29 protein-coding genes and 2 pseudogenes are annotated in these 25,378 nt (G+C 62.7%); 11 read left to right on the top strand and 20 right to left on the bottom strand.

The genetic code is table 11. From position 1 onward, the window contains the following. Positions 1 to 146: 146 nt before the first annotated feature. Together AC1D1L_RS16855 and AC1D1L_RS16860 are read right to left on the bottom strand one after the other, a co-directional pair. Positions 147 to 857: a methyltransferase family protein gene (locus AC1D1L_RS16855; protein ID WP_477342661.1), complete on the bottom strand. Its 711-nt coding sequence runs from the start codon at positions 855 to 857 to the stop codon at positions 147 to 149. A 49-nt stretch (positions 858 to 906) separates the two neighbouring features. Further along, positions 907 to 1,374, bottom strand: a complete 468-nt coding sequence (locus AC1D1L_RS16860) for a GbsR/MarR family transcriptional regulator (RefSeq protein WP_477342662.1) — start codon at positions 1,372 to 1,374, stop codon at positions 907 to 909. Between the two features lie 36 nt (positions 1,375 to 1,410). Here AC1D1L_RS16860 and AC1D1L_RS16865 point away from each other — a divergent pair, with 36 nt between their 5' ends. Genes AC1D1L_RS16865 through AC1D1L_RS16880 form a run of 4 tightly spaced genes read left to right on the top strand, consistent with a single transcriptional unit; the run spans position 1,411 to position 3,596 of the window. Next, positions 1,411 to 1,725: a hypothetical protein gene (locus tag AC1D1L_RS16865; RefSeq protein ID WP_477342663.1), complete on the top strand. Its 315-nt coding sequence runs from the start codon at positions 1,411 to 1,413 to the stop codon at positions 1,723 to 1,725. Next, positions 1,722 to 2,030 (top strand): alpha/beta fold hydrolase, encoded by a 309-nt coding sequence (locus AC1D1L_RS16870; RefSeq protein WP_477342831.1) that lies wholly within the window; start codon positions 1,722 to 1,724, stop codon positions 2,028 to 2,030. Before AC1D1L_RS16865 ends, AC1D1L_RS16870 begins: the two co-directional genes overlap by 4 nt. Before the next feature lie 12 nt (positions 2,031 to 2,042). Next, the gene (locus AC1D1L_RS16875; RefSeq protein ID WP_477342664.1) at positions 2,043 to 2,522 is read left to right on the top strand and encodes a pyridoxamine 5'-phosphate oxidase family protein; all 480 of its coding nucleotides are present in this window, start codon (positions 2,043 to 2,045) and stop codon (positions 2,520 to 2,522) included. A 36-nt stretch (positions 2,523 to 2,558) separates the two neighbouring features. Further along, positions 2,559 to 3,596, top strand: coding sequence for a YihY/virulence factor BrkB family protein (locus AC1D1L_RS16880; RefSeq protein WP_477342665.1), 1,038 nt, complete (start codon positions 2,559 to 2,561; stop codon positions 3,594 to 3,596). A gap of 48 nt (positions 3,597 to 3,644) precedes the next feature. On the opposite strand, the gene AC1D1L_RS16885 is transcribed toward AC1D1L_RS16880, so the two are convergent. Next, on the bottom strand, positions 3,645 to 4,196 hold the full coding sequence (locus AC1D1L_RS16885; protein WP_477342666.1) for an autotransporter: 552 nt from the start codon (positions 4,194 to 4,196) through the stop codon (positions 3,645 to 3,647). 96 nt (positions 4,197 to 4,292) lie between these two features. Here AC1D1L_RS16885 and AC1D1L_RS16890 point away from each other — a divergent pair, with 96 nt between their 5' ends. Then, positions 4,293 to 5,009 (top strand): GntR family transcriptional regulator, encoded by a 717-nt coding sequence (locus AC1D1L_RS16890; RefSeq protein ID WP_112559859.1) that lies wholly within the window; start codon positions 4,293 to 4,295, stop codon positions 5,007 to 5,009. 30 nt (positions 5,010 to 5,039) lie between these two features. Here AC1D1L_RS16890 and AC1D1L_RS16895 read toward each other — a convergent pair whose 3' ends face one another. Both AC1D1L_RS16895 and AC1D1L_RS16900 read right to left on the bottom strand, forming a co-directional pair. Next, the gene (locus tag AC1D1L_RS16895) at positions 5,040 to 5,930 is read right to left on the bottom strand and encodes a sigma-70 family RNA polymerase sigma factor (RefSeq protein WP_477342667.1); all 891 of its coding nucleotides are present in this window, start codon (positions 5,928 to 5,930) and stop codon (positions 5,040 to 5,042) included. A gap of 31 nt (positions 5,931 to 5,961) precedes the next feature. Beyond that, on the bottom strand, positions 5,962 to 6,270 hold the full coding sequence (locus tag AC1D1L_RS16900) for a hypothetical protein (protein ID WP_477342668.1): 309 nt from the start codon (positions 6,268 to 6,270) through the stop codon (positions 5,962 to 5,964). Between the two features lie 150 nt (positions 6,271 to 6,420). On the opposite strand from AC1D1L_RS16900, the gene AC1D1L_RS16905 reads away from it, so the two are divergent. Beyond that, complete coding sequence (locus tag AC1D1L_RS16905) at positions 6,421 to 6,786, top strand: VOC family protein (RefSeq protein ID WP_477342669.1); 366 nt, start codon at positions 6,421 to 6,423, stop codon at positions 6,784 to 6,786. 101 nt (positions 6,787 to 6,887) lie between these two features. Here the strand turns inward: AC1D1L_RS16905 and AC1D1L_RS16910 are convergent, their stop codons facing one another. The 6 genes and pseudogenes from AC1D1L_RS16910 to AC1D1L_RS16935 form a co-directional block, all read right to left on the bottom strand. After that, a complete protein-coding gene (locus tag AC1D1L_RS16910; protein ID WP_477342670.1) occupies positions 6,888 to 8,084 on the bottom strand; it encodes a caspase family protein in 1,197 nt (398 codons plus the stop codon). 239 nt (positions 8,085 to 8,323) lie between these two features. After that, a pseudogene (locus tag AC1D1L_RS16915) lies at positions 8,324 to 9,588 on the bottom strand (FAD-binding dehydrogenase); the annotation flags it as partial. A 66-nt stretch (positions 9,589 to 9,654) separates the two neighbouring features. Then, the gene (locus tag AC1D1L_RS16920) at positions 9,655 to 10,641 is read right to left on the bottom strand and encodes a Gfo/Idh/MocA family protein (RefSeq protein ID WP_477342671.1); all 987 of its coding nucleotides are present in this window, start codon (positions 10,639 to 10,641) and stop codon (positions 9,655 to 9,657) included. Positions 10,642 to 10,908: 267 nt separating this feature from the next. Next, entirely contained in the window at positions 10,909 to 11,484 is a 576-nt protein-coding gene (locus tag AC1D1L_RS16925; RefSeq protein ID WP_477342672.1) for a YceI family protein, read from the bottom strand. A gap of 66 nt (positions 11,485 to 11,550) precedes the next feature. After that, complete coding sequence (locus tag AC1D1L_RS16930) at positions 11,551 to 12,126, bottom strand: cytochrome b (protein ID WP_477342673.1); 576 nt, start codon at positions 12,124 to 12,126, stop codon at positions 11,551 to 11,553. 70 nt (positions 12,127 to 12,196) lie between these two features. Beyond that, positions 12,197 to 13,087: a LysR family transcriptional regulator gene (locus AC1D1L_RS16935; protein WP_477342674.1), complete on the bottom strand. Its 891-nt coding sequence runs from the start codon at positions 13,085 to 13,087 to the stop codon at positions 12,197 to 12,199. Between the two features lie 96 nt (positions 13,088 to 13,183). Here AC1D1L_RS16935 and AC1D1L_RS16940 point away from each other — a divergent pair, with 96 nt between their 5' ends. Beyond that, a complete protein-coding gene (locus AC1D1L_RS16940; RefSeq protein ID WP_477342675.1) occupies positions 13,184 to 14,179 on the top strand; it encodes an aldo/keto reductase in 996 nt (331 codons plus the stop codon). Positions 14,180 to 14,392: 213 nt separating this feature from the next. Here the strand turns inward: AC1D1L_RS16940 and AC1D1L_RS16945 are convergent. The 8 genes and pseudogenes from AC1D1L_RS16945 to infC all read right to left on the bottom strand — a co-directional run bounded on the left by AC1D1L_RS16945 (position 14,393) and on the right by infC (position 21,268). Further along, a pseudogene (locus tag AC1D1L_RS16945) lies at positions 14,393 to 15,000 on the bottom strand (nucleotidyltransferase family protein). 40 nt (positions 15,001 to 15,040) lie between these two features. Continuing rightward, on the bottom strand, positions 15,041 to 17,449 hold the full coding sequence (gene pheT, locus AC1D1L_RS16950) for a phenylalanine--tRNA ligase subunit beta (RefSeq protein ID WP_477342676.1): 2,409 nt from the start codon (positions 17,447 to 17,449) through the stop codon (positions 15,041 to 15,043). Beyond that, the gene (locus AC1D1L_RS16955; RefSeq protein WP_112559869.1) at positions 17,449 to 17,883 is read right to left on the bottom strand and encodes a GFA family protein; all 435 of its coding nucleotides are present in this window, start codon (positions 17,881 to 17,883) and stop codon (positions 17,449 to 17,451) included. The genes pheT and AC1D1L_RS16955 overlap by 1 nt, the downstream gene beginning before the upstream one ends. Beyond that, positions 17,880 to 18,965 carry a phenylalanine--tRNA ligase subunit alpha gene (gene pheS, locus AC1D1L_RS16960; RefSeq protein WP_477304885.1) on the bottom strand — a complete coding sequence of 362 codons (1,086 nt, stop codon included), beginning with the start codon at positions 18,963 to 18,965 and terminating at the stop codon, positions 17,880 to 17,882. The genes AC1D1L_RS16955 and pheS overlap by 4 nt, the downstream gene beginning before the upstream one ends. Before the next feature lie 96 nt (positions 18,966 to 19,061). Next, the gene (gene rplT / locus AC1D1L_RS16965) at positions 19,062 to 19,463 is read right to left on the bottom strand and encodes a 50S ribosomal protein L20 (protein WP_006201247.1); all 402 of its coding nucleotides are present in this window, start codon (positions 19,461 to 19,463) and stop codon (positions 19,062 to 19,064) included. A 37-nt stretch (positions 19,464 to 19,500) separates the two neighbouring features. Further along, positions 19,501 to 19,704 carry a 50S ribosomal protein L35 gene (gene rpmI / locus AC1D1L_RS16970; RefSeq protein ID WP_006201248.1) on the bottom strand — a complete coding sequence of 68 codons (204 nt, stop codon included), beginning with the start codon at positions 19,702 to 19,704 and terminating at the stop codon, positions 19,501 to 19,503. 182 nt (positions 19,705 to 19,886) lie between these two features. Then, positions 19,887 to 20,525, bottom strand: coding sequence for a methyltransferase family protein (locus tag AC1D1L_RS16975; RefSeq protein WP_477342677.1), 639 nt, complete (start codon positions 20,523 to 20,525; stop codon positions 19,887 to 19,889). Between the two features lie 206 nt (positions 20,526 to 20,731). After that, positions 20,732 to 21,268: a translation initiation factor IF-3 gene (gene infC, locus AC1D1L_RS16980; protein WP_112559872.1), complete on the bottom strand. Its 537-nt coding sequence runs from the start codon at positions 21,266 to 21,268 to the stop codon at positions 20,732 to 20,734. Between the two features lie 219 nt (positions 21,269 to 21,487). On the opposite strand from infC, the gene AC1D1L_RS16985 reads away from it, so the two are divergent. The 4 genes from AC1D1L_RS16985 to AC1D1L_RS17000 all read left to right on the top strand — a co-directional run bounded on the left by AC1D1L_RS16985 (position 21,488) and on the right by AC1D1L_RS17000 (position 24,888). Beyond that, the gene (locus AC1D1L_RS16985; protein WP_477342678.1) at positions 21,488 to 22,258 is read left to right on the top strand and encodes an alpha/beta hydrolase; all 771 of its coding nucleotides are present in this window, start codon (positions 21,488 to 21,490) and stop codon (positions 22,256 to 22,258) included. Positions 22,259 to 22,264: 6 nt separating this feature from the next. Continuing rightward, positions 22,265 to 23,407 carry a benzoate/H(+) symporter BenE family transporter gene (locus AC1D1L_RS16990; RefSeq protein WP_477342679.1) on the top strand — a complete coding sequence of 381 codons (1,143 nt, stop codon included), beginning with the start codon at positions 22,265 to 22,267 and terminating at the stop codon, positions 23,405 to 23,407. Positions 23,408 to 23,524: 117 nt separating this feature from the next. Continuing rightward, complete coding sequence (locus AC1D1L_RS16995; RefSeq protein WP_352582790.1) at positions 23,525 to 24,010, top strand: DUF2852 domain-containing protein; 486 nt, start codon at positions 23,525 to 23,527, stop codon at positions 24,008 to 24,010. A 119-nt stretch (positions 24,011 to 24,129) separates the two neighbouring features. Further along, entirely contained in the window at positions 24,130 to 24,888 is a 759-nt protein-coding gene (locus tag AC1D1L_RS17000) for a M48 family metallopeptidase (RefSeq protein WP_477342680.1), read from the top strand. Positions 24,889 to 25,053: 165 nt separating this feature from the next. Here the strand turns inward: AC1D1L_RS17000 and AC1D1L_RS17005 are convergent, their stop codons facing one another. Beyond that, positions 25,054 to 25,272 (bottom strand): hypothetical protein, encoded by a 219-nt coding sequence (locus tag AC1D1L_RS17005; protein ID WP_477342681.1) that lies wholly within the window; start codon positions 25,270 to 25,272, stop codon positions 25,054 to 25,056. Positions 25,273 to 25,378: the final 106 nt, after the last annotated feature.

Raw genomic sequence — 25,378 nt, forward strand, 5'->3', positions numbered from 1 at the left:
GACGACTTGGCCCTTAAGTTGGCCATCCAAATTATAGGCTGGGGTGCACCTACCTTTTCACGTCCGCTTTGCGAGTGTCTACGGCATCAGAGCGCTATGAAGACACCATCAGGCTCGCGACTGTAACTCCTATCGGATTCCCGCCCTCACCAGAAGCCGGGGACCAATCTGTGCCGCACGCGACGGGAATAATCGTCATATCCGGGAAGTTCGGCCCGCAGCAGCCGGTCTTCCCATGCGGTGCGCAAGACGAGCACCGACGACGCCAGCGCCGCGGGCACCAGGGCCCAGAACGAACCCAGCGCAAGCGCCATGCCGAAGAACAGAACCAGTGCGGCGATATAGCCGGGGTGGCGCACGAAACGGTATGGGCCACCGTCGATCACGCGCTGATGCCGTTCGGACTGAATGCGGACGCCCGGCTCGAAATACGGATTGACCGCTTGTGCCCATCCGGTCACCGCGACGCCCGCCAGCACGGCGATGTAGCCCGAAAGCAGCGCCCAGACGGGAACGGCCGACCAATGAAAGCGCCCGGCGTCGAGCGCCGCCACCGGCAGGATTGCCACCATCGCCGGCAGAATGACCGCGAGCAGCGCCTTGTCCCAGGCTTTCGTGCCCTGCTGAAACCGACTGCGCGCGCGGAAGATGATCGGATTGATCCGCGCGATCACCAGCGCCGAGACGCCGAACGCCGAAATCAGAACGGCAAGGAACACCCATCCGGGCCACCAGGCAATCGTGCCGGCCGGCACGAAGATCAATCCCAGCAGCCCCAGCGGCAGGCCGATCGCATAGGCAATGCCTGTACCGCGCGACATCGCGGGCGGCTCCCGGGGCGTCTTGGTCTGTTCCATGGTGCTAGCTCCTTCGGCGAATTTGTCTCCGGACTGGAATGCCGACCGATCACGTCGATCGGGATCGCGGCTTCTTCGCGCGCCACTGCCCCAGCGCTGTCTCCATCGCTTGGCGTATCGCCAGGTAGAACGCCGCCATTTCGTCGAGGCGATCACGCGCTGCTCCCGACGCGACGGCGTCCGTACTGTTCTTCAGCAGATCGGCGAGCGCGTCGAGCAAGCGGTTTTGTTCGGTCAGCATGCCCTCGTAATTGTCGGACACCGCGTACAGAGCGCGCTTGCTTCCGCGCTCGCCGTGGCGCTGGGCGAGCCTGTAGGCTTCCAGCAACCGCGCCGCGACGCTTGCGCTGCTTTTGCTGATCTCGAGGTCTGCCGTGATGCGGTCGAGGCTGACCGGCTCGGCGCAAAGCAGCAGGTAGCCGTAGAGGCGCGCCGCTGTCTGGGGCACGCCCCAGGGGATCAGCAACCTGGCCGCATCCTCGATGAAGCGTTGTTTGGCAGGGCGATTGTTTGACATATTCGGCATATCTCGAATATAATGCCTTTAAGGATGATGGATGACAAGGGCCTGGCCCCGGAGCCGGTTATGCTTCCCTATCTTGTGGCTGGGATCGTCATCGTCGGTTTGCCGACGATCTATGCGGCGGTGCGATTCCGCGAGTATCGAAAATTTCTGGCCGGCGCGTTCTTCGTCAGCAGCGGCATGCAGTTCTACTTTTATCTAGCGAAGATTCCGATCCCGCTGATGTGGACAAACGCCATTCAGTCCCCCGAACTCAGTGGCGTGCGCGGGACGATCCATTTTGCGCTGTTCCTGATCTGCCTCTACTTTGGCTGGTTTTTCCACCGCAATCGTCGCACCGACTGAGTGTTCCGCTCAGGTCTTCAGGACGTTGGCGACCATCGCACGGTCTCGATTCGTTCGCCGGCGATGTCGCCGCCGTGAAAAGCTGCCTTGGCGGGGTCGGCAGCCCTGCGATCCTGGTCGGACATTCCGATGGCGGCACGCTCATCACGCACGCCGGGGCTGATCCGCGCGTGGCAGGGGTGGTTTACATCGCGGCACTGGCGCAACGCTGCACCGGCCTTTGGCTGGCGGAACCCCAAGCAAGATCTTTCAATGAATTGGAACAGATGCAGCCGGCTGCCGTTTTGCTTTCTTTCGCCATCTGAAAGGAGGTTCAGATGCCCACCCCCGCCGAACTCGAAGCCAAGTTCTGGAAATCGTTGAAATCCGACATGACGATGATGATCGGCCTTGATGGATCGAAGGTCATCCCGCGTCCGATGACCGCTCAAATTGAGAATCAAAACGGACCCATCTGGTTTTTCACGGCGACCGATACCGAGCTTGTCGAGGGCCTGAAAGATGGCAGCGGTGCGACAGCTACCTTCACATCGAAGGGTCACGACCTGTTCGCCACAGTGCAGGGGAAGCTTTTTCTGGACAACAACCCAGTGGTCATCGATCGGCTTTGGAATCGTTTTGTCGCTGCCTGGTTTGAAGGCGGGAAAGACGATCCGAGGCTGGCACTGCTTAGGTTCGACCCGCAGGAAGCTGAGATCTGGCTCGACGGCTCAAGCTTGACGGCAGGCATAAAAATGCTGCTCGGGTTCGATCCGAAAGAGGAATACAAGGGCAAGGTCGCCAAGGTGTCCCTCTAAGGCGACGCAACTTTGGCAATGCGGGGCTGTTGAGCGATGGACACCAAGTCCTCGTTGATCGATACCGAAGCGGCCAATCGTGCGTTGGCCACGTCGGAAACCAGCAAGGCCGCCATAAGGGCAGAGGATGGGGACCGTGGTCGCGATGCGGCCTGGCCGTCACAGATTCCTGCACTCGGCTGGAGGGATATCGTCTGGCGGCTCTGGGAAGAGTTCAACAAGGACCGGGTTCTGCTGGTCGCGGCCGGCGCCACCTTCTATCTGCTGCTCGCGCTGTTTCCGGCGTTGGCGGCCTTCATCTCGATCTACGGCTTTGTCGCCGATCCTGTGACAGTCGCGGACCATGTCGCCTATCTCGGCGGATTGCTGCCGTCGGAGGGATTGGATCTCATTCGCGCACAGTTGCAGGCTTTGGCCAGTCAGAAACCGGGAGCGCTCGGAACAGGTTTCTTCGTCGGCCTTGCGATCGCGCTGTGGAGCGCCAACAGCGGAATGAAGGCGCTCTTCGATGCAATGAACATCGCCTATGAGGAAAGCGAGAAGCGCAGCTTCATCACGCTCAATCTAATGTCGATCCTGTTCACGATGGGAGCCCTGGTGATCGGCATCGTGCTGTTGCTGACGGTTGGCGTTGTCCCGGCCTTGTTGCGCTTCTTCTACCTCGACGCCTGGACAGAGACCCTTGTTGCGGTGTCTCGCTGGCCGATCCTGACAGGCTTCATGCTTACAGGCATTTCCCTGCTCTACCGTTTCGGGCCGAGCCGCGAACATGCGAAGTGGCGATGGCTGAGCTGGGGTGCCTTGATTGCTACCGCCGTTTGGATCGCCGCATCGTGGCTGTTCTCGTTCTACCTGCAGCATTTTGCCAACTACAACGCCACCTACGGATCGCTGGGCGCTGTCGTTGGCTTGATGATGTGGACATGGATTTCAGTCATCATCCTCATCGCGGGCGCCGCAATCAATGCCGAGATGGAACATCAGACGGCAATCGACTCGACCACGGGTCCCGCTTTGCCGATGGGAGAGCGTGGCGCGGTGGTTGCCGATACGCTGGGAAAAACAGCTGATTAGGTGCTGGATCGCTTATCCGGCAACGAGCCGACTCGTCGCTCAAGAGCTTCAGGTGCCGGTCTGCCCAATCGGCCGAGCCCCAGCCAGATACCGCTCATTGTCGAACGGTTCGGCTTGGGTGCTATCCGGGCTCCACATATGGCGTTGGGTCTCCGTCAGATTGCCAAGATAGACATGCAGCGCGCCGGAGCGGGCGCTGCCGGTGTTGGCGACCGCATGCACAGTATCAGGGGCCATGTGCACCACGGTAGGTGCCGCGATGTCCTGCCGTTCCGGTGTATCGATCTCGCTGCCATCGACGGGATAGATGAAGTTGGTCTCGCTGCCCTTGTAGATGCCGATCAGCGCATCCATCAGATGGTTGTGCGCGGGATACTGCAAGCCGGGCGACAACGTGATGTGGTAGATCGTCAAATTCGGGCTGGCATGCAGCAGCACCTCATCGTCTTCCTCCTCGTGGGCAAGCACGCCTGAGGCGTGAAAACGATCGGTGTGCTCGCGCAACACCGCCTTGACCCGATCGAAGGCATCAGGACCTTTGGCTGCGTTGACGATATCGGCGGTTACGGCGTAGAGAGACGAGTTGGCGGCAAGAGGCATTGTCAGCGATCCCTATTAAGAAGCTTAATACACATAACTGAGATGCTCAGGCTAGCGAATGCCGGAACCAGCGTCAACTGCCCAGGAAGACCTGACATGATCGCCCCGAAATCCGCAGCCGCGTCACCCTCGACCGCCGACATATTGCGCAGCGAGGAGGCCTACGAGCAGCTGAAGAGCGACATCGTCGCCTGCGTGCTGCGCCCCGGCGAAAGCCTGACCGAAAAGCAGATCGGCGATCGCTACCAGATCAGGAAGGCGACGATCCGCTCGGCCCTTGCCCGGCTGACGCAGGAAGGGCTGATCAAAAGCGAGCCCAGGCGCGGCTACGTCATCGCACCGCTCAGCCTGCGCGACGTCAACGAGATTTTCGATGTCCGCGGCCTGATCGAGCCGGAAGTGTTCCGGGTGGCGGCCGCCAACATCACCGAGCGCGGGCTCGACGACATCAGGCTGGCGGCGCAAAAGGTGCTGAAGCCTGAGACGCTGCGCAGCCATGTCGCCTTCCTCGCCGCCGACCGCGCCTTTCGCCTTGCGCTGGCCGAGCTCTCGGGCAATCTGCGGCTGGCGCGCCTGCTCGACCAGATCCTCGACCAATCGGAGCGCGTTCTCCATCTCGGCTTCAAGTCACGCGACTTCACGCAAGTGATCATCGGCCAGCAAAAGGAGCTGGTGCTTGCCTGCGAGGTGGCCGAAGTTTCCGCCATCGCAAAGCTTGCCCGTTCGCAGTGCCTGTCGCTCAAGAAGCAGGTGCTCGAGGCCCTGCTTGCCGGCTCCAAACTGCAGGACGCCAATTTGCAAAGCTTCGCCTGAGGCGGCGAGGCCTGCGCTCACCGGTGGCACTCACTCGTCAATGAAGCGGATGTCCGCGTCGGCGAGGCAATAGGGCGCATAGCGGAAATCTCGGATATGGCTGACCTTTCCGTCCTGCCAGTCGACCAGCATGAAGCCGCGCACGGCGTCATCTCCCGCTTGCGGGTTGCGGATCAGGATCGCCGGCCTGCCGTCGACGAAGCCCAGCGACAGCGCCCAGTCGCTGACGCGGTCGTAATTGCCGAAATAGTTGGAAACCTGCGCCTTGCCGCGCATCCGGGTGCGGTTGACGACTTCAAGCTGGATATCCTCGGCGATCAAAGCGCGCACGGCGTCGAAGTCACGCGCGTTGAACAGGTCGACATAGCGGCGCAGGCGCAGCTCGTCGTCGGCGTCGAGTTTTGGGGCGGGCGTCTGTTCGTCCTGCGCCGCCAGCAGCCGCAACTGTGCGCGGCCGCGATGCAGCGCCGCCTTGGTCGCCGCCAGCGTCGCGCCGGAGACCTCGCAGGTTTCGTGCAGGCTGAGGCCAAGCACGTCGACCAGGATCACGGCGCTGCGCCGCGCCGTCGCAAGCTGCATGAAGCTGCGCAGGCTGGCAGCGGTGGCGAGCCTGGCATCGGCGCTTGCGGAGGGGTCTTCGATCGTCGTCATGTCGGTCTCGCTCATGCGCGCCTGCTCCCGCTGGCGCCGGCGCAGATGATCCTGCGCGGCATTGTGGGCGATGCGGAACAGCCATTGCTCGGGACGCTCGACAGAGGCGTCGCCGTCAATGGCCTGCAGCGCCTTGATCAGGGTCTCCTGGACGATGTCCTCGCCATCGATCACCGAGCCGGCCATGCGGGCGCAATAGCGGTGCAGCTTCGGCCGCAATTCGCCGAGCATCGCCTCCAGGGCCACGCGGTCGAGTTTTGCCGTGTTCATCCTGTCCATTCCCAAGAGCGAGCCTTTGCCGTCAAGCCGGCACGACCTCGCCGGCCAGCATACGATAATTGCCGACGATCTTTACCGGCGATCTGGCAAGCGGCGTCGAGCGTCGCCCGGCATGATCGGCGCTGAAAGCGTTGAAGGCGGCGAGCCCGGTCAGGCCGTCGCCGTCCTGGCTGACAAGATGGACGAACTCGCCATTCTCCAGCTCCAGGACGAGGTAGCGCAAGGATTGCGGCTTGGTTTCGTCGAGCGCCTCGAACACCTTTGCAACCAGCATACGGTTCTGCGCGATGCTTTCATCCTTCACGCCGTAACGGATGAGATTGTAGCCCATTGTCGTCTCCTGTTTTTCCAGTCTGCACGGAGAAGACGTTTCGCGATGTCGAAAAGATTCTCCGCCGCCGCGAATCTTTTTGACCGCGCGGATCGTCTTTCCCGCGTGGACGGCTGCGCGGCCGCCCGCAGGAACAGGAGAGACCCAATCATGCACATCCAGTTTGCCGAGTTGCCGGTGTTCCACCAGGACCGCGCCAAGGCCTTCTACACCGAACACCTTGCTTGCCAGCTCATAGCCGACCAGCCGATGGGCGACAGTGGCTGGCGCTGGATCGAACTGGCGTTCCCCTTCGCCGTCACCAATTTGCATTTCATCAGGCGCGCCGATGACGCGCCTGGCGCTGAACCCGTAATGGTTCTGGTCGACGACAATGTCGAGGAAACGGTCGCCGCGCTGAAGGCGCGCGGCGTGGAAATCATCACCGAGCCGAAGGAAGCGCCGTGGCAGCCGGGCCGGACCGTCGCCGAGTTCCGCGACAGCGAAGGCAACCGCATGGTGCTGGCGAGCCGATAATCTGGCGGCGGCATGCCCTCGCATCGTGTCGTCGGATCTCGAGTCAACCACGCCCGCCGCGACGCGCCCGAAGTCGCTACGCAAGGGAGTCATCCGCGTTGTTAACCCCCAAGCTGCTGCAGCTTACGACAGGCACGCCTCCTGCCTTCTCGGCAGTTTTGGCGACATTTCTCCTTGTTGCCGTCCCTGCATCGTCCAACGGCTTCCGGTTTGGCAGGTGCGGTCGTTTCCGCTGAACGATTGGCAGAAGGCTCGTTGATAGGCGGCGAGGCTTGCGGCTTACGACTGACTTTCTTTGGCAGGATTTTCTTGCGTGGCGGCGCGGGCGCCTCGAGCTTGGCAATTCGGCTCTTGGCAATTTGGATGAATGCACCATTCGGAAATGCCGCCAGATAAGCACGATACATCGAGACATCGGATGTATCCTTGATCGATTTCCAAAATTCGAGTTCTGTCTCAGTATTGATGTCTGGCTGATGGAGTTCTGATGGAGAGTGGTTCGATGCGGCATCTGGGTTGAATGAGAACCCCGGCTCCACCAAGGACGAGTTGCTCCAGGGGACCTGCCTCCCAGAAGTCGCGTTCATGACGTCCAACCGGACACGACGCATAAGAATTTCAATGTCGATTGAAGGAGTCTTTATGCGCTTCACGAGAGAGTCTGCAAAAGGGCTATGATTGGCGGCTCCATCGAGAGCGACATTGCCGGGCTGCGTTGCAAAGCCGATAAAGACTCCCCTGCCAGCATCCAACGCTCCCAGCCCCTTTCCTATTGCAAGACCGCGACTCTGACTCTGTCCACTTAGTTGCTTGACGAAAGGATTGTCCCGACAGGCATCGAGAAGGACGATGGCGGTATTTTCCTCGGCCGTCATGGCTGAAATAATATCTTGCAAGCGCTCCGCCTCTAGAGCCAAGTCCGCCGGACGTTGAAGGGCGGCATCAACAGGCAATAGGTAGTTTTCTCCGTTCGCTTGGAGCCCGTGTCCTGCATAGTAGAAAAGGGAGACGTCACCCGGCTGCAAGTTTCGCCTGAATTTTCCGATGAGCTGCCTAAACGTTGACGCGTCAGCATCCAGCCCAAGGGTAACCTCAAAACCCATCTCCTCCAAAACTCGAGCGATCGCATTCGCGTCATTCACCCCGTTGGTGAGCGATGGCGCATAGCGGTAGGCAGAGTTGCCGATAACAAGTGCATATCTGTGGCTGTGCTGGCCGACTTCGACCTCAGACGATGCCGGTGTTGACAAGCCTGCCAGGAAAAGAAGGCACGCGCACAACAAGCAAATCTTGGACATTGCGACGTTTCCGAGTAACCAAGAATATTAGCATCTGTTAAAGCGTGTGGATACCCACCGTATGAGACGGTCTTGCTTAGGAAAGTAACCAAACTTGCCGGAAGCGGCTCGTTGTGGGTCTCCGAGCGTCGCAATTCTTTTTCGGGTATCGACGTCGTCGAGGAATAATGAATCGTTGGGATGATGCAGCAGGGAGGTGCCACCGACTTCGCGAGCTTGCAGCAACACCGTTCTATCCTTCAGGCCACCGCGGCCGCCGCCCGGCCGGCGCTACGGCCCGAGAAAATACAGCCGCCAAGGAACGTGCCTTCCAGTGCGGCATAGCCATGCACGCCGCCGCCGCCGAAGCCGGCGACCCTCGCCAACGGCATCGAGCTCCTCCACCGGCTGGCCATCGGCACCCAGCACGCGGCTGTCGAGATCGGTCTGCAAGCCGCCCAGCGTCTTGCGGGTCAGGATGTTGAGACGGACCGCGATCAGCGGGCCGTTCGCGGGATCGAGCATCTTGTGCGGCTTGGCCGTGCGGATCAGCCGGTCGCCGAGATAGGCGCGTGCGCCGCGCAGCGCGGTGATCTGCATGTCCTTGGAAAATGGATTGTCGAGCTGCCGGTCGCGGGCGCGGATTTCGCGCTCGACCTGGGCCAGATCGAGCAGCGGCGTGCCGCCGGCCAGTCTGCTCATGCGCTCGACCAGCGCCGGCAATTGGGCTTCGACGATAAAGTCTTCGCCCTTCTCCATGAACGCCTTGACCGGGCCGGGAATGCCTGATGTGGCGCGGCCGATCACCTGGCGCCAGCTCTTGCCGGTCAAATCGGGGTTCTGCTCGGAGCCCGACAGCGCAAACTCCTTCTGGATGATCTTTTTGGTCAGGATGAACCAGGAATAGTCAAAACCTGTCGCCATGATGTGGCTGAGCGTGCCCAGCGTGATAGAGTGGCACCGGCAGGCGCTTGCCGCGCGCATCGAGCCACAGCGATGACGGGCCGGGCAGGATGCGGATCGCATGGTCGGTCCAGATCGGCGCCCAGTTCTTGATGCCCTCGACATAGTGCCACATGCGGTCGCGGTTGATGATCGAACCGCCGGCAGCCTCAGTGATCGCCAGCATGCGGCCGTCGACATGGTCGGGAACGCCGGTGATCATGTGTTTTGGCGGCGTTCCCAGCCTTTGCCGCCAGTTTTTCCGCACCAGCTCGTGATTGGCGCCGATGCCGCCGGAAGCGACGATCACCGCTTGCGCCTTCAGTTCAAAATCGCCGGCGATATCGCGCGAACTTTTTTGGCCGCGCTCGATAGAGCTCGGTTGCAAGATGTCGCCGCGCACCCCAGTGACGACAGCGCCGGTGCGGATCAGCTCGTTGACCCGGTGGCGGAATTTGAAGCGGATCAGTCCCTGCTTTTGCGCCTCGCGCACGCGCTGGACGAACGGCTCGAGCACGCCGGGGCCGGTGCCCCAGGTGACGTGGAAGCGCGGCACTGAATTGCCGTGTCCCGAGGCATTGCCGCTGGCGCCGACAATGATCACGTCCGCATCGTCAGCCTTTTTTCCTCCCCAAGCTTGTATGAATGATCAGATCGCCTCCCAGCCGTCCTTGCCGCCGGCGCGGAAGATGGCGTCGATGACCTTCTGGTTGAGCACGGATTCCTCCAGCGTGAAGACGCGCTCCTTGCCGCCCTCGGCCGCCCTGGCAAAGGTCTCGACCTCGCGCCGGTATTGCTGCGTGCCTGGAAAGCGGAACACCTGCGCCTCGGTGTGGTTCTGGTTGTGCAGTTCGATCCTGTGATGGTCGTAGAGCCCGGCATTGAACGGCGAGAACACTTCGATGAAACCCTTGTCGCCGTGGAACACCATCACCTGTCGCGCCGCCATCTGTGTCGACAGATAGAAGGACAATTCGAAATCGCCGAAATCGGCGCGGATCGAGGAATAGATGTCGGTGCCGAATTTCTTGTCGCGCTCGATCGTCGCCTGCACGCGCAACGGCTCCTTGTCGGTGCAAAAGCGTGTCGAGACCGTCGGGTAGACGCCGATATCGGGCAGCGCGCCGCCGCCGAGATCGAGCTGGTTGCGCATGTTGGTGGGGTCGACATTGTAGTAGGAGAACGCGCCCTGCACATGGCGCAGCCGGCCGATGGCACCGTCGGCGATGAGGTCGCGCACCTTGATCCATTGCGGGTGGTAGATGACCATGAAGGCTTCGCAGACCAGCACCTTCTTCTGGTCGCGCAGCTTGATCAGCGGCAGGATATCCTTGGCGTCGAGCGCCAGCGGCTTTTCCACCAGCACATGCTTTCCCGCTTCGATCGCCTTGGCCGTCCATTCCACATGCTGCGAGGTTGGCAGTGGAATGTAGACGCCGTCGACCTCTTTGGAAGCCAGCAGTTCCTCATAGGAGCCGAAAGCGTGGCGGGCGCCGAAACGCTCGCCCAGGGCCTTGGCCTTCGACAGGTCGCGGCTGGCGATCGCTGACAGCACGCCATTTTCTGCCTCGACGATTGCCGGCAGTAACTGCTCGCGGCCGATCTTGGCCGTCGACAAAACACCCCATCGGAACATCAGGCCTCTCCATTTGGATTACATTGATGGAGGTGTGCCCCAATTCCGGAGAAAAGCCAATTGCAGACGCGGGTCACCAGGGCCTTCGTCATCCTCGGGCTTGACCCGAGGATCCATTCCGTGACCGATGACGTAAAGTGCAACGGTGCAGAATTCTGTAACCGTTGCAACGCCTTAGCGTCACGGAATGGATCCTAGGGTCTGCGCGCGTCGCTTCGCTCCTTGCTTCGCCCTACGATGACGAACCCGACGAGGCGGGGCTTAAGACTAGCCCTTCTTCCCAGTCAGCGTCATGTCGAAGTTGACGATGTTGGAATAGATCGGCGTGCCGACATCCATGCCGTAGCGTGAGCGCAGCACCTTGCCGGTGACGTGGAATTTGATTGTGCCACCCTTGAGCCCGCCGAGCTCGGCGTTGAACTTTTCCGCAAACGTCTTGCCACGCGCCGTCAACCGGCCGCTGACCAGCGCGGTGGTGTCGCTGGTGCGGGTGACGCTGGTCGAGCGGAACTGGATTTCCGGATTGTTGGCGGCATCGAACACCGCGTCGGAGCGCAGGAAGGCATCGATGCGGCCCTGGCCTGTGCCGACGCTTTCGGGATAGATGGTGAAGTTGACCTGCGAACGCCCGACATCGCTGTTGTCGATACGGATCGAGCCCTTGAACCGGCCGAAGGCGCCGTTGAGCCCGCCGCCGCCGACCTTGCCGATGGAAAAGCGGATGCTGGAGCTGGCCGGGTTGACCGTATAGCTGCCGGCTGCGTCGTTAAGGTCGACCGCGGCCAAGACAGGCATGGCAAGGCAAGCGGCCATAGCCGCCAATCCGAAGATGCGCGCATACATGGGTTTTGTCCTTCTGGGCAGGCAAAGTCCTGCGTCTTTCCTCCATGAACGAATACGCGGCGCGCCCTATTCCATGTCGGGCGCTGACGAAGGCGTGATCATGCGCGTGAGCACGTTGTCGCGCAGCCAGAAATGATGGCGCAGCGCCGCCAGCGCATGCAGCACGACCAGCGCAATGCCGGCATAGGCAAGATACCAGTGTACGGCTGCCCAGAAGTTTTCCGCCGTGTCGGACAGGCCGAGCGGCAGGTTCGGCATCACGAACAGGGTGAACGGCATGCTGGGGATCTCTAGCATCGACACCGAAACCAGCGCCCAGCCGGACAGCGGCAACGCGAGCTGGAAGGCATAAAGCGCCAGATGCGCCAGCGGCGCGGTGCGACGTTCCAGCGCCCCGGTCGATGCTGGCAGCGCCGGCGCCGCATTGCCGAGCCGCCAGCCGATGCGCAGGATGATGAGGCCGAGCAGCAGAAAGCCGAAGGATTTGTGCAGCTGGATGAGCTCGAAGGCGGTGCGCTGGCTGGTCAATCGCACCATGACGAAGCCAAGTGCGAACTGGCCGATGAAGATGATGCCGATCAGCCAGTGGAGGATGATTGCCACCCAGCCGTAGCGGGTTGTGCTGTTTGTGATGGACTGCATGGTTGGTGAACGAATGCCGGATGGGCTTTCTTCCGGCGCGCCTTACCCTCCCCACAAGGGGGAGGGCGGGCTAACCACCAACCTTGAAGAAATCCACAAACGCCCTGAGCGCCGGGCGCATTTGCCTGCGGCTGGGATAGTAGACGAAGAAGCCCTCGAAGGGCGGGCACCAGTCCTCCAGCACCCGGATCAGCCTTCCGTCGGCGAGCGGGCCCCGCACATAAGGCTCGAAGACGAAAGCGAGGCCGGCGCCGTCGATGGCCGCCTGGGCGATCAGATGGTCCTCGTCGAGGATCAGCGGTCCTTGTGCGGCAAACTCGATCTCCTCGCCGTCCTTTTCGAACTCCCAGCGGTAGAGGATGCCGCTGGAGAAGCGGAAGCGGATGCAGCGGTGGTCGGCGAGATCGCGCGGGTGACGCGGCTTCGGCATTTTTTCGAAATAGGACGGTGCACCGACGACGGCGCCGCGAATGTCCGGCCCGATGCGCACCGCGATCATGTCGCGTTGCAGGCTCTCGCCAAGCCGCACGCCGGCGTCGAAGCCGCCCTCGACCACATCGGTGAAGCGGTCCTCGATAATGATCTCCAGCACGATGTCGGGATAGGCCGCGGCAAAGCCGCCGAGCCGCGGCGTCAGCGTCAGATGCGCGGCCGTGCGCGGCACGGTCAGCCGAAGGTTGCCGGCCGGCCGGTCGCGCGCCTCGACCGCCGTTTCCAGCGCCAGATCGATCTCCGACAGCGCCGGCCGTAGCCGCTCGAGAAGCTGGGCGCCTTCCTCCGTCGGGGCGACACTGCGGGTACTGCGCGCCAGCAGCCGCACGCCAAGCCGCGCCTCCAGGCTCGACACGGCGTGGCTGACCGCCGAAGGCGCGATGCCGAGCTCGCGGGCCGCGCCGCGGAAGCTGGCGCATTGGGCGACGGTCGCGAGCACGACGAGTTGGGAGAGGTTCGTTCGGTTCATTGATCTATTTTATAGCACAAGCTGTGCAAAAGACGGATAATTATCGAACGCAAGGCAAGGCGCTATCTCCTGTCCATCGCAACAAGGAGATGCGCCATGAAAACCCGCAAACTAGGCACCGAACTCGAAGTCTTCCCCGTCGGCCTCGGCTGCATGGGCATGAGCTTCGGCTATGGCGGCCAGCCGGAAGCCGAAGCGATCGCCACCTTGCGCCGCGCCGTCGAGATCGGCGTGACCTTCTTCGACACGGCCGAAGTCTACGGCCCCTTTGAGAATGAAATCCTGCTCGGCAAGGCTTTGAAGCCGGTGCGTGATAACGTGACCATCGCCACCAAATTCGGCTTCAAGATTTCCGAGGAAGGTTCAGGCATGGCGCGCATGGTCGGTGTCGACAGCCGCCCCGAGCACGTCAAGGCGGTGGCGGAAGCCTCGCTGAAGCGGCTCGATACCGATGTCATCGATCTCTACTACCAACACCGTGTCGACCCCAACGTGCCGATCGAGGACACGGTCGGCGCCATGGCCGAGCTGGTGCGCGAGGGCAAGGTGCGGGCGCTGGGCCTGTCGGAGGTCAGTGCCGCCACCATCCGCCGGGCGCATGCCGTGCATCCGATCGCTGCCGTGCAGAGCGAATATTCGCTGTGGACCCGCGATCCCGAAGACGAGGTGTTGGCCGTCTGCCGCGAACTCGGCATCGGCTTCGTCCCCTACAGCCCGCTCGGCCGCGGGCTGCTCACCGGCACCATCGCCAAGCCGGATGCCCTGGGCGACGACGACTGGCGCCGCACCTTGCCCCGCTTCCAGGCCGATGCCATGGCGGCCAACGCCAAGGTGATCGCGACGCTGGAAAAGCTGGCGGCGCAAAAGGGCGTGACCTCAGCTCAGCTGGCGCTCGCCTGGGTGCTGCACCAGGGCGACTTCATCGTGCCGATCCCGGGTGCGCGCAAGATACGCCATCTCGAGCAGAACACGACGGCGGCCGGGATTGAGCTGAGTGCGGCCGAAGTGGCGGCGATTGGCGATGCGTTGTCACCGGACAAGGTGATGGGCAAGCGCTATACGGAGGAATTGCTGGCGCTGGTGAATGGGTAAACCTTCAGCATTAGCTTGTTTTGAGATGCTGGCGGGACAGCGCCCCCCTCTGTCCTGCCGGACATCTCCCCCACGAGGGGGGAGATTGGATGTCGCCCCGGCTTTCGCTAATCGCCGACGTTGGAGAAATGGGAGGGGCGCCGAAGCCGCTGATCTCCCCCAAGTGGGGGAGATGCCCGGCAGGGCAGAGAGGGGCGCATCGCGCCAACGTCCCTACCACGCCACCACCGTAATCTCCGGCCAGCACGCCCGCGCCCTTGCCCCCTTGGCCTCATGCGTGCGCCGGTTATCCGTCACCCGGTTCGGCGTAATCCGAAACGAAAACATGTCATCCAGCCCAAACGGCGCCACCAGCTCGAGCTGCCCGTGAGCATCGAACCGCACCCCGACCGCATGCGTCTTCGAGGCAAAGCAAAATGGCTGATGGGTTCACTGGCGCTCGTATAGCGCGGGCAGGACCGGCCAAACTTCTGCGGATACCACAAATGCACCCGCGCCTGGTTGCGGACCTCGACCGGCAGTGCAAGCCCGTCGAAATGCTGCGCTGCCCGGCGAATGATCGCGTCCTCGGCCTCATAGGACAGGTCGCCGTCATCGAAATAGAAGAGGTCTACATCCTTGATGCCATAGCCCGACGGCTTGCCGGTCAGATGGTTCCAGACGCTGTTGTAGAGCACCCCTGAAACCACCAGCCAGTCCGGCAGGTTGAGCGAGCGTGCCCGCGCCAGCGCCTCGCGGACCAGCGGCTCGGCCGACACGATTGCGAAAAACGTTTCCTGTTGTGCTTCGAACGGGAGACCGGAATAACGCAGATGGTCCATCGCCCTTTGGAGAGCGATTCGCCACCTGTCGGCAATCCCCTTACGTCCTCAGCACGCCGCCCGTCTGTTTGCCGACATTGTCGACGATGCGCTTGGCCAGCGCCTCGAAATCCTCGTCGGTCAGGGTCTTTTCGACCGGCTGGATCGAGACTTCGATGGCGATCGACTTCTTGGCGCCGCCAAGCGAAGCACCTTCGAAGACGTCGAACACCGAAACGCCGGTGACCAGCTTCTTGTCGGCGGCGAGCGCTGCGCGCACCAGGGTGCCGGCCTCGACGGCCTTGTCGACGACGAAGGCAAAGTCGCGCTTCACCGCCTGGAAGGCGGAGAGCTCCAGCTTCGGCTTGGTTTTCGTCGGCTTGGCCTTCGGCTCCGGCACGGCGTCGATATACACCTCGAAGCCGCAGATCGGTCCGGAAACGTCGAGGCCTTCCAGCGTCTTCGGGTGGAATTCGCCGAACGTGCCGAGCACCGTCTTCGGGCCGAGCTTGATCGTGCCGGAACGGCCGGGATGATACCAGGCCGGACCGCCGGGCTCGATCTGCAGCCGGTCGACCGGCGCGCCGCAGGCTTCAAGCGCCGCGATCGCGTCGGCCTTGGCGTCGAACACGCCGACGGTGCCCGAATTGCCGGCCCAGCTGCGGCCGGAGCCGTCGAGCTTGGCCGTGCCGCGCCGCACGCCGGCGGCAACGCGCCGCTGCTGGTCGGGGCCGTCGCCCTCATAGGTGCCGGAGACCTCGAACAGCGCCACATCGCCAATGCCCTTGTCGGCGTTGCGCTGTGCGGCCGACATCAGCCCCGGCAGCAGCGAGGGCCGCATGTCCGACATGTCGGCGGCGATCGGGTTGGCGAGTTTCAGCGCCGTCTGGCCGCCGCCGAACAGTTCGGCATGCCTGGCCGGGATGAACGACCAGGTGACGGCCTCCATCATGCCGCGCACGGCCAGCGAGCGCTTGGCCGTGCGGGTGCGCACCTGCAGCGTCGTCAGAATCTTTGAATTGACGGCATCGTGGGCGCCAATCGGCTGCGGAGCGATGTTGTCGACACCGTGGATGCGCATGACTTCCTCGACCAGGTCGGCCTTGCCATCGACATCCGGCCGCCAGGATGGCACCGCCACATCGACGACGTCGCCGGAGCCCTGTGGCTTGAAGCCGAGGCGCGACAGGATGTCGAGGCTTTCCGCCCTGGGCACCTCGATGCCGGTCAGCCGCTTCACTTCCGACAGCGGGAAGGCAACGATCTTCGGTTTGTGTCCGGCATAGCCGAAAACCTCGGTTTCCGTCGGCTCGCCGCCGCAGAATTCGAGCACCAGCTTGGTTGCCAGTTCGACGCCCGGCACCATGAATTCCGGGTCGACGCCGCGCTCGAAGCGGTAGCGCGCATCGGTGATGATGCCAAGCGTGCGGCCGGTGCGGGCCGTGGTGATCGGGTCCCAAAGCGCGGATTCGATCAGCACCTCGGTGGTGTTCTCGTCGCAGCCGGAATGCTCGCCGCCCATCACGCCGGCAATCGATTCGACGCCATTGTCGTCGGCGATGGCGCACATATCCGGCGTCAGCGTGTATTCGCGCCCATCGAGCGCCATCACCTTTTCGCCATCGCGCGCACGGCGCACGACGAGGTTGCCGGCGACCTTCTTCGCATCGAACACATGCAGCGGCCGGCCGCGGTCGAAGGTGACGTAATTGGTGATGTCGACCAGCGCGCTGATCGGGCGTAAGCCAATGGCGATCAGCCTTTGCTGCAGCCATTTCGGCGAGGGTCCGTTCTTGACGCCGCGCACCAGCCGCAGCGCGAAGCCGGGGCAAAGCTCCGGCGCCTCGATCGTCACCTTGACCGGCGTCGCGCCCTTTCCCTTGATCGCCTCGACCGGCGTGGTCTTGAGCCGGCCAAGCCCGCTTGCCGCCAGATCCCGGGCAACGCCGTAAATGCTGGTCGCATCCGGCCGGTTCGGCGTCAGATTGATTTCGATCACCGGATCGTCGAGATGCGCGTAAGCCGCGAAGCTTGTGCCGACCGGCGCATCGGCCGGCAGGTCGATGATGCCATTATGCTCATCCGACAGCTCCAGCTCGCGCTCAGAGCACATCATGCCATGGCTTTCGACGCCGCGGATCTTGCCGACGGTCAGCGTCACGTCGATGCCGGGCACATAGGTGCCAGGCGCAGCGAAGGCGCCGATCAGGCCGGCGCGCGCATTCGGAGCGCCGCACACCACCTGGACAGGCGGCTTGCCGTCACCGGTGTCGACGGTCAGCACCCGCAGCCGGTCGGCGTCGGGATGCTGCACAGCGGTCAGCACCTTGGCGATGACGAACGGCTTCAGGCTGGCCTTGTCGTCGACATGCTCGACTTCGAGACCGATCGAGGTCAGCCGCTCGACGATTTCGGCGAGCGTGGCGTCGGTCTCCACATGATCCTTGAGCCAGGAAAGGGTGAGTTTCATCACTGTGTTCCGTTTTGTCTGTGCCCGTCAGGTCTGGGCACGCTTGTCTTCAAATGGCGCGGCAAATCGTCGGGCATGTGCAGGAAAGGCAGCTGCTCGCGCACATGGGCATGGTGCGTCGGCCGGAAATAGGCCGGCATGTCCATGGCGCCGAGCATGAAATAAATGTGGTCCTCCAGCCGCTCGTCGACATAGGCGATCGGCGAACCGCAAATGCCGCAGAATGAGCGCGTCACCGGGCCGTTCTCGTACATTTTCAGCGCCTTGCCGGTGAAAGCCACCTGCTCGGTCAGAAAGCCGACAAAGGCCGACACCGGTGCGCCGCTGGCCCGCCGGCAATCGCCGCAATGGCAATAGCTGATGTGGTGCGGTTCGGCCGAGGCCTCGAACCGCACCGCGCCGCAGCGGCAGCCACCGGTGTGCGGCGCCGTCATGCGGAGAGACCTCCGAACAGCGTCGGCATGTCGAGCGGTCTGAAACCGTAATGCGACAGCCAGCGCACATCGGCATCGAAGAAGGCGCGCAAATCCGGCATGCCGTATTTCAGCATGGCGATGCGGTCGATGCCCATGCCCCAGGCAAAGCCTTGATACTCGTCTGGATCGAGCCCGCCGGCGCGCAGCACATTGGGGTGCACCATGCCGCAGCCGAGGATCTCCATCCAGTCGGAGCCTTCGCCGAAGCGCACTTCGCCGGGCCGCGAGCGGTCGCACTGGATGTCGACCTCGAGGCTTGGCTCGGTGAACGGGAAGAAGGACGGCCGGAAGCGCATCTTCACCTGCGGCACCTCGAAGAAGGCCTTGCAGAACTCTTCCAGCACCCACTTCATGTTGGCGACGTTGGCCGACTTGTCGATCACCAGCCCCTCGACCTGATGGAACATCGGCGAGTGGGTGGCGTCCGAATCCTGCCGGTAGGTCTTGCCCGGAATGACGATGCGGATCGGCGGCTTCTGCTTCTCCATGGTGCGGATCTGCACGGGCGAGGTGTGCGTGCGCAACAGCTTGCGCTCGCCCTTCTCGTCCGGCTGGAAGAAGAAGGTGTCGTGCATCTCGCGCGCCGGATGCCCTTCGGGGAAATTCAGCGCGGTGAAATTGTAGTAGTCGCTCTCGACGTCAGGGCCCTCGGCGATGGCGAAGCCGAGATCGCCGAAGATCGCCGCGATCTCGTCGATGACCTGACTGATCGGATGGATGCGGCCGCGCTCGGCCGGCGACTGCCGCACCGGCAGCGTCACGTCGACTGTCTCCGCGGCGAGCCTGGCAGTGACCGCCACGTCCTTCAGCTCGGCCTTGCGGGCCGTCAGCGCCTCGGTGACGCGGTTCTTCAGGCCGTTGATCGCCGGCCCCTTGACCTGCCGCTCCTCGGCGCTCATCGCGCCCAGCGTCTTCAGCATTTCGGAGACCGAGCCCTTCTTGCCGAGGGCTGCAACGCGCACCGCTTCGATCGACGCCTCGTCGCCAGCCGAGGCGATATCGGCCATCAGGGAGTTTTCGAGAGTATCCATGTCACTCATGTTCCGGATCCGATTAGAGGCATAGAAAAACCCGCGCCAGCCGTGCCAGCGCGGGTTCCCCAAATCAAGTGTTGAATAGCTTGGGAAGCGCTGGTCTTAGGCGACAGCGCTTTCAAAAGCATTCGGCGTGGTGTTCTTCAGATATTCGAGCGCGACCTTGGCCTTGGCGACCAGCGCGGCGAAAGCCTGCGGCTCATGGATGGCCATGTCGGACAGGATCTTGCGATCGATCTCGATGCCGGCCTTGTTGAGGCCGTCGATGAAGCGGCCATAGGTCAGGCCATGCTCGTGGGTCGCGGCGTTGATGCGCTGGATCCACAGCGCGCGGAACGAGCGCTTGCGGTTCTTGCGGTCGCGGTAAGCGTACTGCAGCGACTTTTCCACCGCCTGCTTGGCGATGCGGATGGTGTTCTTGCGGCGGCCATAGAAGCCTTTGGCGGCTTTCAGGACCTTCTTGTGCTTGGCGTGCGAGGTGACGCCTCTTTTTACGCGTGCCATGTCATGATCTCCTTAAAACGTGTCCGGACCGAATGCCTTAGAGGCCGTTCGGCAGAAAATTCTTGATGACCTTCTTGCCGTCCGGTTCAGCCAGAACCATCGTGCCGCGGGCATTTCGAATGAACTTGTTGGAACGCTTGATCATGCCGTGACGCTTGCCGGCCGCAGCCGACAGGACTTTACCCGTACCTGTGATCTTGAACCGCTTCTTGGCGGCCGATTTGGTCTTCATCTTGGGCATTTTGCTACTCCGTATTGGTGGCGCACAATCGCGCTTCTTGTTCGCTTCGGGCGGACCAAAAGCCCGAAAAGCAAATGAAACCGCCACGGCATGCCCTGCCGGGCGGTTTTTTGGAACGCGGTCCTATACGTCAAAGCAGGCGCGCGCGCAACACCCGAAGGGCTGCGACGCTCTGTCCGCGATCAAGGGAGCCTGAACAAGACCGGGAGAATACCCGACTGCTGGGCGCCGTCGATGGTCTCGAACACCGGCAGCGCCACCAGGAACACCAGCCCGTCGAGCAAGGTGGTCAACAAAAGCCGTGGCTTGAAGCTGCCGGTATCGCCTTCCTGATAGAGCGACAGCTTGGGGAAGAAGCGCGGCACCCGGGCCAGATAAGCCCGGTAAGGAGCGCCCAGCAGTTCCTTGAGGTACTTCTCTTCGCGCAGGATGACGATGTGGAAGGCGCCTGCGCACAGAAGCGCAAACAGGATGATGCCGGAGAACGAGCCGATCTGCGCCCCGACGCCGGCGGCGGCAATGGTCGAGAACACATAGAGCGGGTTGCGGGTAATCGAATAGGGTCCGCCGGTCACCACTTCAGAGGATTTGCGGCCACCGATGTAAAGTGTCGACCACAAGCGCCCGACGACGCCGAGGAAAATCAACAGCACGCCGAACATCTCGATCGTCTCGTGCACCGGGGTTTCCGGTGGAAAGGTCGACTGGCCGAACAGCAGTGCGGCGAACAGCACCACCACCAGCACCGCAAGCACCATCCTGCGCATGTGCTGATAGCCGCCCAGTTCCTCGACGGGCGCAGGCTTGATTTCATTGACCATGGCGGAATCCGATCGTCGAAAAGCTTTGCCGGCGATCGCGGCGTCTGCCAAGAAAACAGGCGTCCCGCCGATCGCCGGGACGCCGTGGGCCATGATTCAGGCGGATTTAGAGCGCGACGCCACGCCTAAACACAACATGATCCAAAGCAATTCCAGGAAAAGTGTGAAACGGCTTCCGTCCGGAATTGCTTCGAAACAAAGAGATTCTAGCGCGGCGCCAGCACCATCATCATCTGGCGGCCTTCGAGCTTCGGTTCGGCTTCGACCTTGGCGATGGTCGACACTTCCTCGCGCACCTTGTTCAGGAGCTGCATGCCGAGTTCCATATGCGCCATTTCGCGGCCGCGAAAGCGCAGCGTCAGCTTGACCTTGTCGCCTTCCTCGAAGAAGCGCCGCACGGCCTTCATCTTGGTCTCGTAGTCATGGCTGTCGATGTTCGGGCGCATCTTGATCTCTTTGATCTCGATGACCTTCTGGTTCTTGCGCGCCTCGGCCGCCTTCTTCTGGTTGGCGTATTTCAGTTTGCCGAGATCGAGGATTTTTACGACAGGCGGCACCGCATTGGGCGATATCTCGACCAGATCGAGCCCGGCCTCTTCGGCGAGCAGCAATGCGTCGTTGATGGAGACATCGCCTCGGTTCTGGCCTTCGGCGTCGATGAGCTGGACCCGGGGAACCCGGATATCACGGTTGGAGCGCGGGCCATCCTTGGTGGGCGCCGCTGCTTTGAAAGGTCTGCGAATGGTCGTGGTCTCCTTGGCCGTTTCGTTCAGGGTTCAAATCTAGAAATATTCAGGACGCGCCAATGTGGTGAGCGCGCGGGCGGAGTCAATAGCACAGCGCTGACGGAAAATCACCCTGAACGCTGGCCTGCACCAAACAAAGGATATAGCGGGCACTTTCCGCTTCGCCTTTGCCTGTGCCAAAAGACCGGCGAGGAAAATCAGGACCGACAGATCGCCATGACCGCGACCACCCCGACCCCGCTGAATATCCAGGGAATCAGCATCGCGGTGCGCCATGCGGCAGGCGCCACGCCCGGCATCGTCTGGCTCGGCGGCTACAAATCCGACATGCTGGGCACGAAGGCCGAGACGCTGTCGGACTGGGCGACCAAAGAAGGCCGCGCATACCTCCGCCACGACTATTCCGGCCATGGCGAGTCCGGTGGCGCCTTTGCCGACGGCACCATCTCGAAATGGCTCGGCGAGAGCCTCGCGGTTTTCCGGCGGTTCACCAAGGGCAAGCAGGTGCTGGTCGGCTCCTCGATGGGCGCCTGGATTGCGCTGCGCATGGTGCAGGAGCTGCGCAGGGCTGGCGACACCAGTGTCGTCGGCCTGGTACTGCTCGCCCCGGCGCCGGATTTCACCAACGAACTGGTCGAGCCGGCGCTAACCGCGGCACAGAAGCGCGACCTCAAGAAGAAGGGCTTTTTCGAGGAGCCATCGGACTATTCCGCCGAGCCTTACATCTACACGCGCGCCCTGATCGAGGACGGCCGCAACAACCGGGTGATGACCGGGCCGATCGACACCCATTGCCCTGTCCACATCCTGCAGGGTCTGGCCGATGCGGACGTGCCGGCAAGCCATGCGCTGAAGCTGGTCTCCCTGCTGCCGGCCGACGACGTCACTTTGTCGCTCATTCCCGATGGCGACCACCGCCTGTCACGGCCGCAGGATCTCGACATGCTGCTCAGGGCCGTGGGCGACATGGTCCAGCGGGCGGGTTAGGCAAGAATGCGCATTTCCATCCCGATATCCGCCTTTGTCGCGGCAATCGTCGGCTTCGGCGGCACGCTGGCCGTCGTCATAGCCGCCGCCAAGGCGGTTGGCGCCACCCAGGCCGAGACCGCGAGCTGGGTGACGGCGCTGTGCCTGGCGATGGCGATCGAGTGCCTGTGGCTGTCCTGGCGCACGAAGATGCCTGTTATCACCGCGTGGTCGACACCGGGTCTGGCACTGATGGCGGCATCGAGCGGCTTTACCATGGCCGATGCGGTCGGCGCCTTCATCGTCACCGGCATCCTGTTGATAGCCACCGGCCTGTTCAAGCCGCTGACCCAGCTGATATCGAGGATACCGGCCTCGGTGGCGTCCGGCATGCTGGCCGGCATCGTCGTCACCTTCGCACTCAATGCCGTCAAGGCCATTCCCGTCGACCCCTGGCTGATCCTGCCGCTGATCGCGGCCTTCTTCGTCATTCGCCTGTTCAATCCGGCGCTGTCGGTGCTGGCGGTGCTGATCGGCGGCGGCATTGCCGCCTTCCTTACCGGCCGTGTCGGCGGCCTGCCGGCGCCGGAACTGTCGACGCTGACGCTGATTGCGCCGCATTTCAGCGCCGCCGCCATCATCGGCCTGGCGCTGCCGCTATACCTCGTCACCATGGCCTCGCAAAACCTGTCGGGCCTGGCTGTCTTGCGCGCCGCCGGCTATCACCCCGAACCTGGCCCGCTGATCGGCGTCACCGGCCTGTTCTCGCTGCTGTCGGCGCCGTTTGGCGGCTCGACCACCAATCTGGCGGCCATCTCGGCGGCGATCTGCACCGGGCCGGATGTCCACCCTGACCCTGCGGAGCGCTGGAAGACCGGCCCGTTCTACGCGCTCGCCTATCTCGTCTTCGCCACTTTCGGCGCCTCGCTGGTGGCGATCTTCGCGGTGCTGCCGCAGAGCCTGATCGTGCTGGTCGCCGGCCTTGCGCTGATGGGGGCGCTCACCAACGCGTTGTCGATCGCGCTCAAGGACGAGGACCAGCGCATGCCCGCCACGGTCACCTTCGTCGTCACCGCTTCAGGGCTGACGCTGTTCGGTGTTGGCGCTGCGTTCTGGGGCCTGGTCGCCGGGCTGGTCGTGCTTTTCCTCGAAGCACTCAAAAAGCGATAATCATTTCAGACCCTTGTCCGGTTTTGGCCGGCATTGTCTTGAATCGCCGTTTTTGTCTTCCCATTTCGATTCCACGCAGCCGGGTTTGGCTGTCTCCAACCGAAGGAATGGGAGAAAATGAACACATCCGCATTGATCCGCCCGGCCTGGACGCCGGCGACCATCGCGCTGATGGTGATCGGCTTCATGGTGTTCTGGCCGCTTGGCTTCGCCATGCTCGCCTACATCATCTGGGGCGACCGGCTTGACGGCTTCAAGCGCGACGTCAACCGCGCCACCGACGGCATTTTTGCCGGCTGCCGCCGCGGTTCCGACAAGGCCGCGCGCTGGGGCCATGGTTCGGCTCGCACCGGCAACGTCGCTTTCGACGATTGGCGCGAGAAGGAACTCGAGCGCCTCGCCGAAGAGCGCCGCAAGCTCGACGAGATGCTGAGTGAGTTCGACGACTATGCCCGCGAATTGCGCCGCGCCAAGGACCAGGACGAGTTTGACCGCTTCATGGCCAACCGCAACAAGTCGACGGCACCGACGACTTCGGGCTCGACCGAAGCGGGCAAGCCCGCGACCCCCAAGCGCAAGGGCCCGAACCTGCTTGACGACTAAGGCCGCGCGACAGGCTTTGGCATGACTGACGGCGTCGCGCGAGCGGCGCCGTTTCTTTTTTGTTCTCTTTTCGCGTTCGCTCCACTGGTCGTTTTCCTCGAATCGCGTATCGTTCAGCCATGTCCTTCGGCTTCTTTCGCAACCTGACCAAACCAAAGCCCTCGCCTGTCGAAGAGCGGGAGCACGTCGTTGCCGGCCGCACGCTGCCGCTCAGGATCGTCGAGAGCGCCCGGGCACGGCGGTTGACGCTGCGCATCGATTCCGGTGGCCAGGGCCTGCGCATCACTGTGCCGCCGGGCCTGCGCCGCGGCGAGGTGGAAAAGTTCCTGCACCGCCACCAGGACTGGCTGGAGCAGCGGCTGGCGAAGGTGCCGACCCGCCCACAGGTGCGCCCCGGCATCAAGATCCCGATCCGCGGCGTGGCGCATCGCATCGTCCATGAACCGTCAAAGCGCGGCACGGTCACCGTATCGCGTGACGAGCGCGGCCCGCTGCTGATCGTCCATGGCGAGCGCATCCATCTGCCGCGCCGCATCGCCGATTTCCTCAAGCGCGAGGCCAAAAAGGAGATCGAGAAGCTGGTGATCAGACACACCGAGGCGCTCGGCAAGCGCGCGAAGGCAATCCGCTTCAAGGACACGTCGAGCCGCTGGGGCTCCTGCACCTCCGACGGCAACCTGTCCTTCTCCTGGCGCATCATGATGGCGCCGACGCCTGTCATAAACTACCTCGTCGCGCATGAGGTGGCGCATCTCAAGGAGATGAACCACGGCCCGAAATTCTGGAAACTGTGCGAACAGCTCTGCCCCGACACCGACCGCTGCAAGGACTGGCTGAAGCGCAACGGCGGCGCGCTCCAGGCGATCGTGTTTGATTGAGCCTGATGGCGGGGGGAGATGGGCTGTTTTGAGGTGTCGCTTGTCTTTTTTGATGTCGGAGATTTGCGAAAGCGGCTGAGCGCCTAATCTCCCTCCTTGCGGGGGAGATGGCCGGCAGGCCAGAGGGGGGTGCTGTCCCGCCAGCCTTTTCCGAGTAGGCGCCTCTCAATCATCATTCGCCGCGTTAAGTTCCTCCGGCCGCAGTCCTTCATCGCCATGGCGCGGCCATGGCAAAAAATTCTGCTCGAATTCATCGCTGCCGAAATAATTCAGCGCCCGATGAGCCTCCGCCCCGTCGAAGGCGGCCTTGTCCATCAGAAGGGCGATCACTTCACGCGCCTGCGCCATCTTCTGCCTGAGTTGGGCGACGGTTTCGTCTGCCATGATCTTGCTCCCGCCTGTTATGCCTCCAGGAGAAAGTAGCGCGTTCCGCCCGGGCGGCAAACAGCATGCTTTTTCTCGACTCTTCTGCCGTTTCGTGCCAATCCCC

The sequence above is a fragment of the Mesorhizobium sp. P2_D6 genome, from assembly GCF_056404315.1.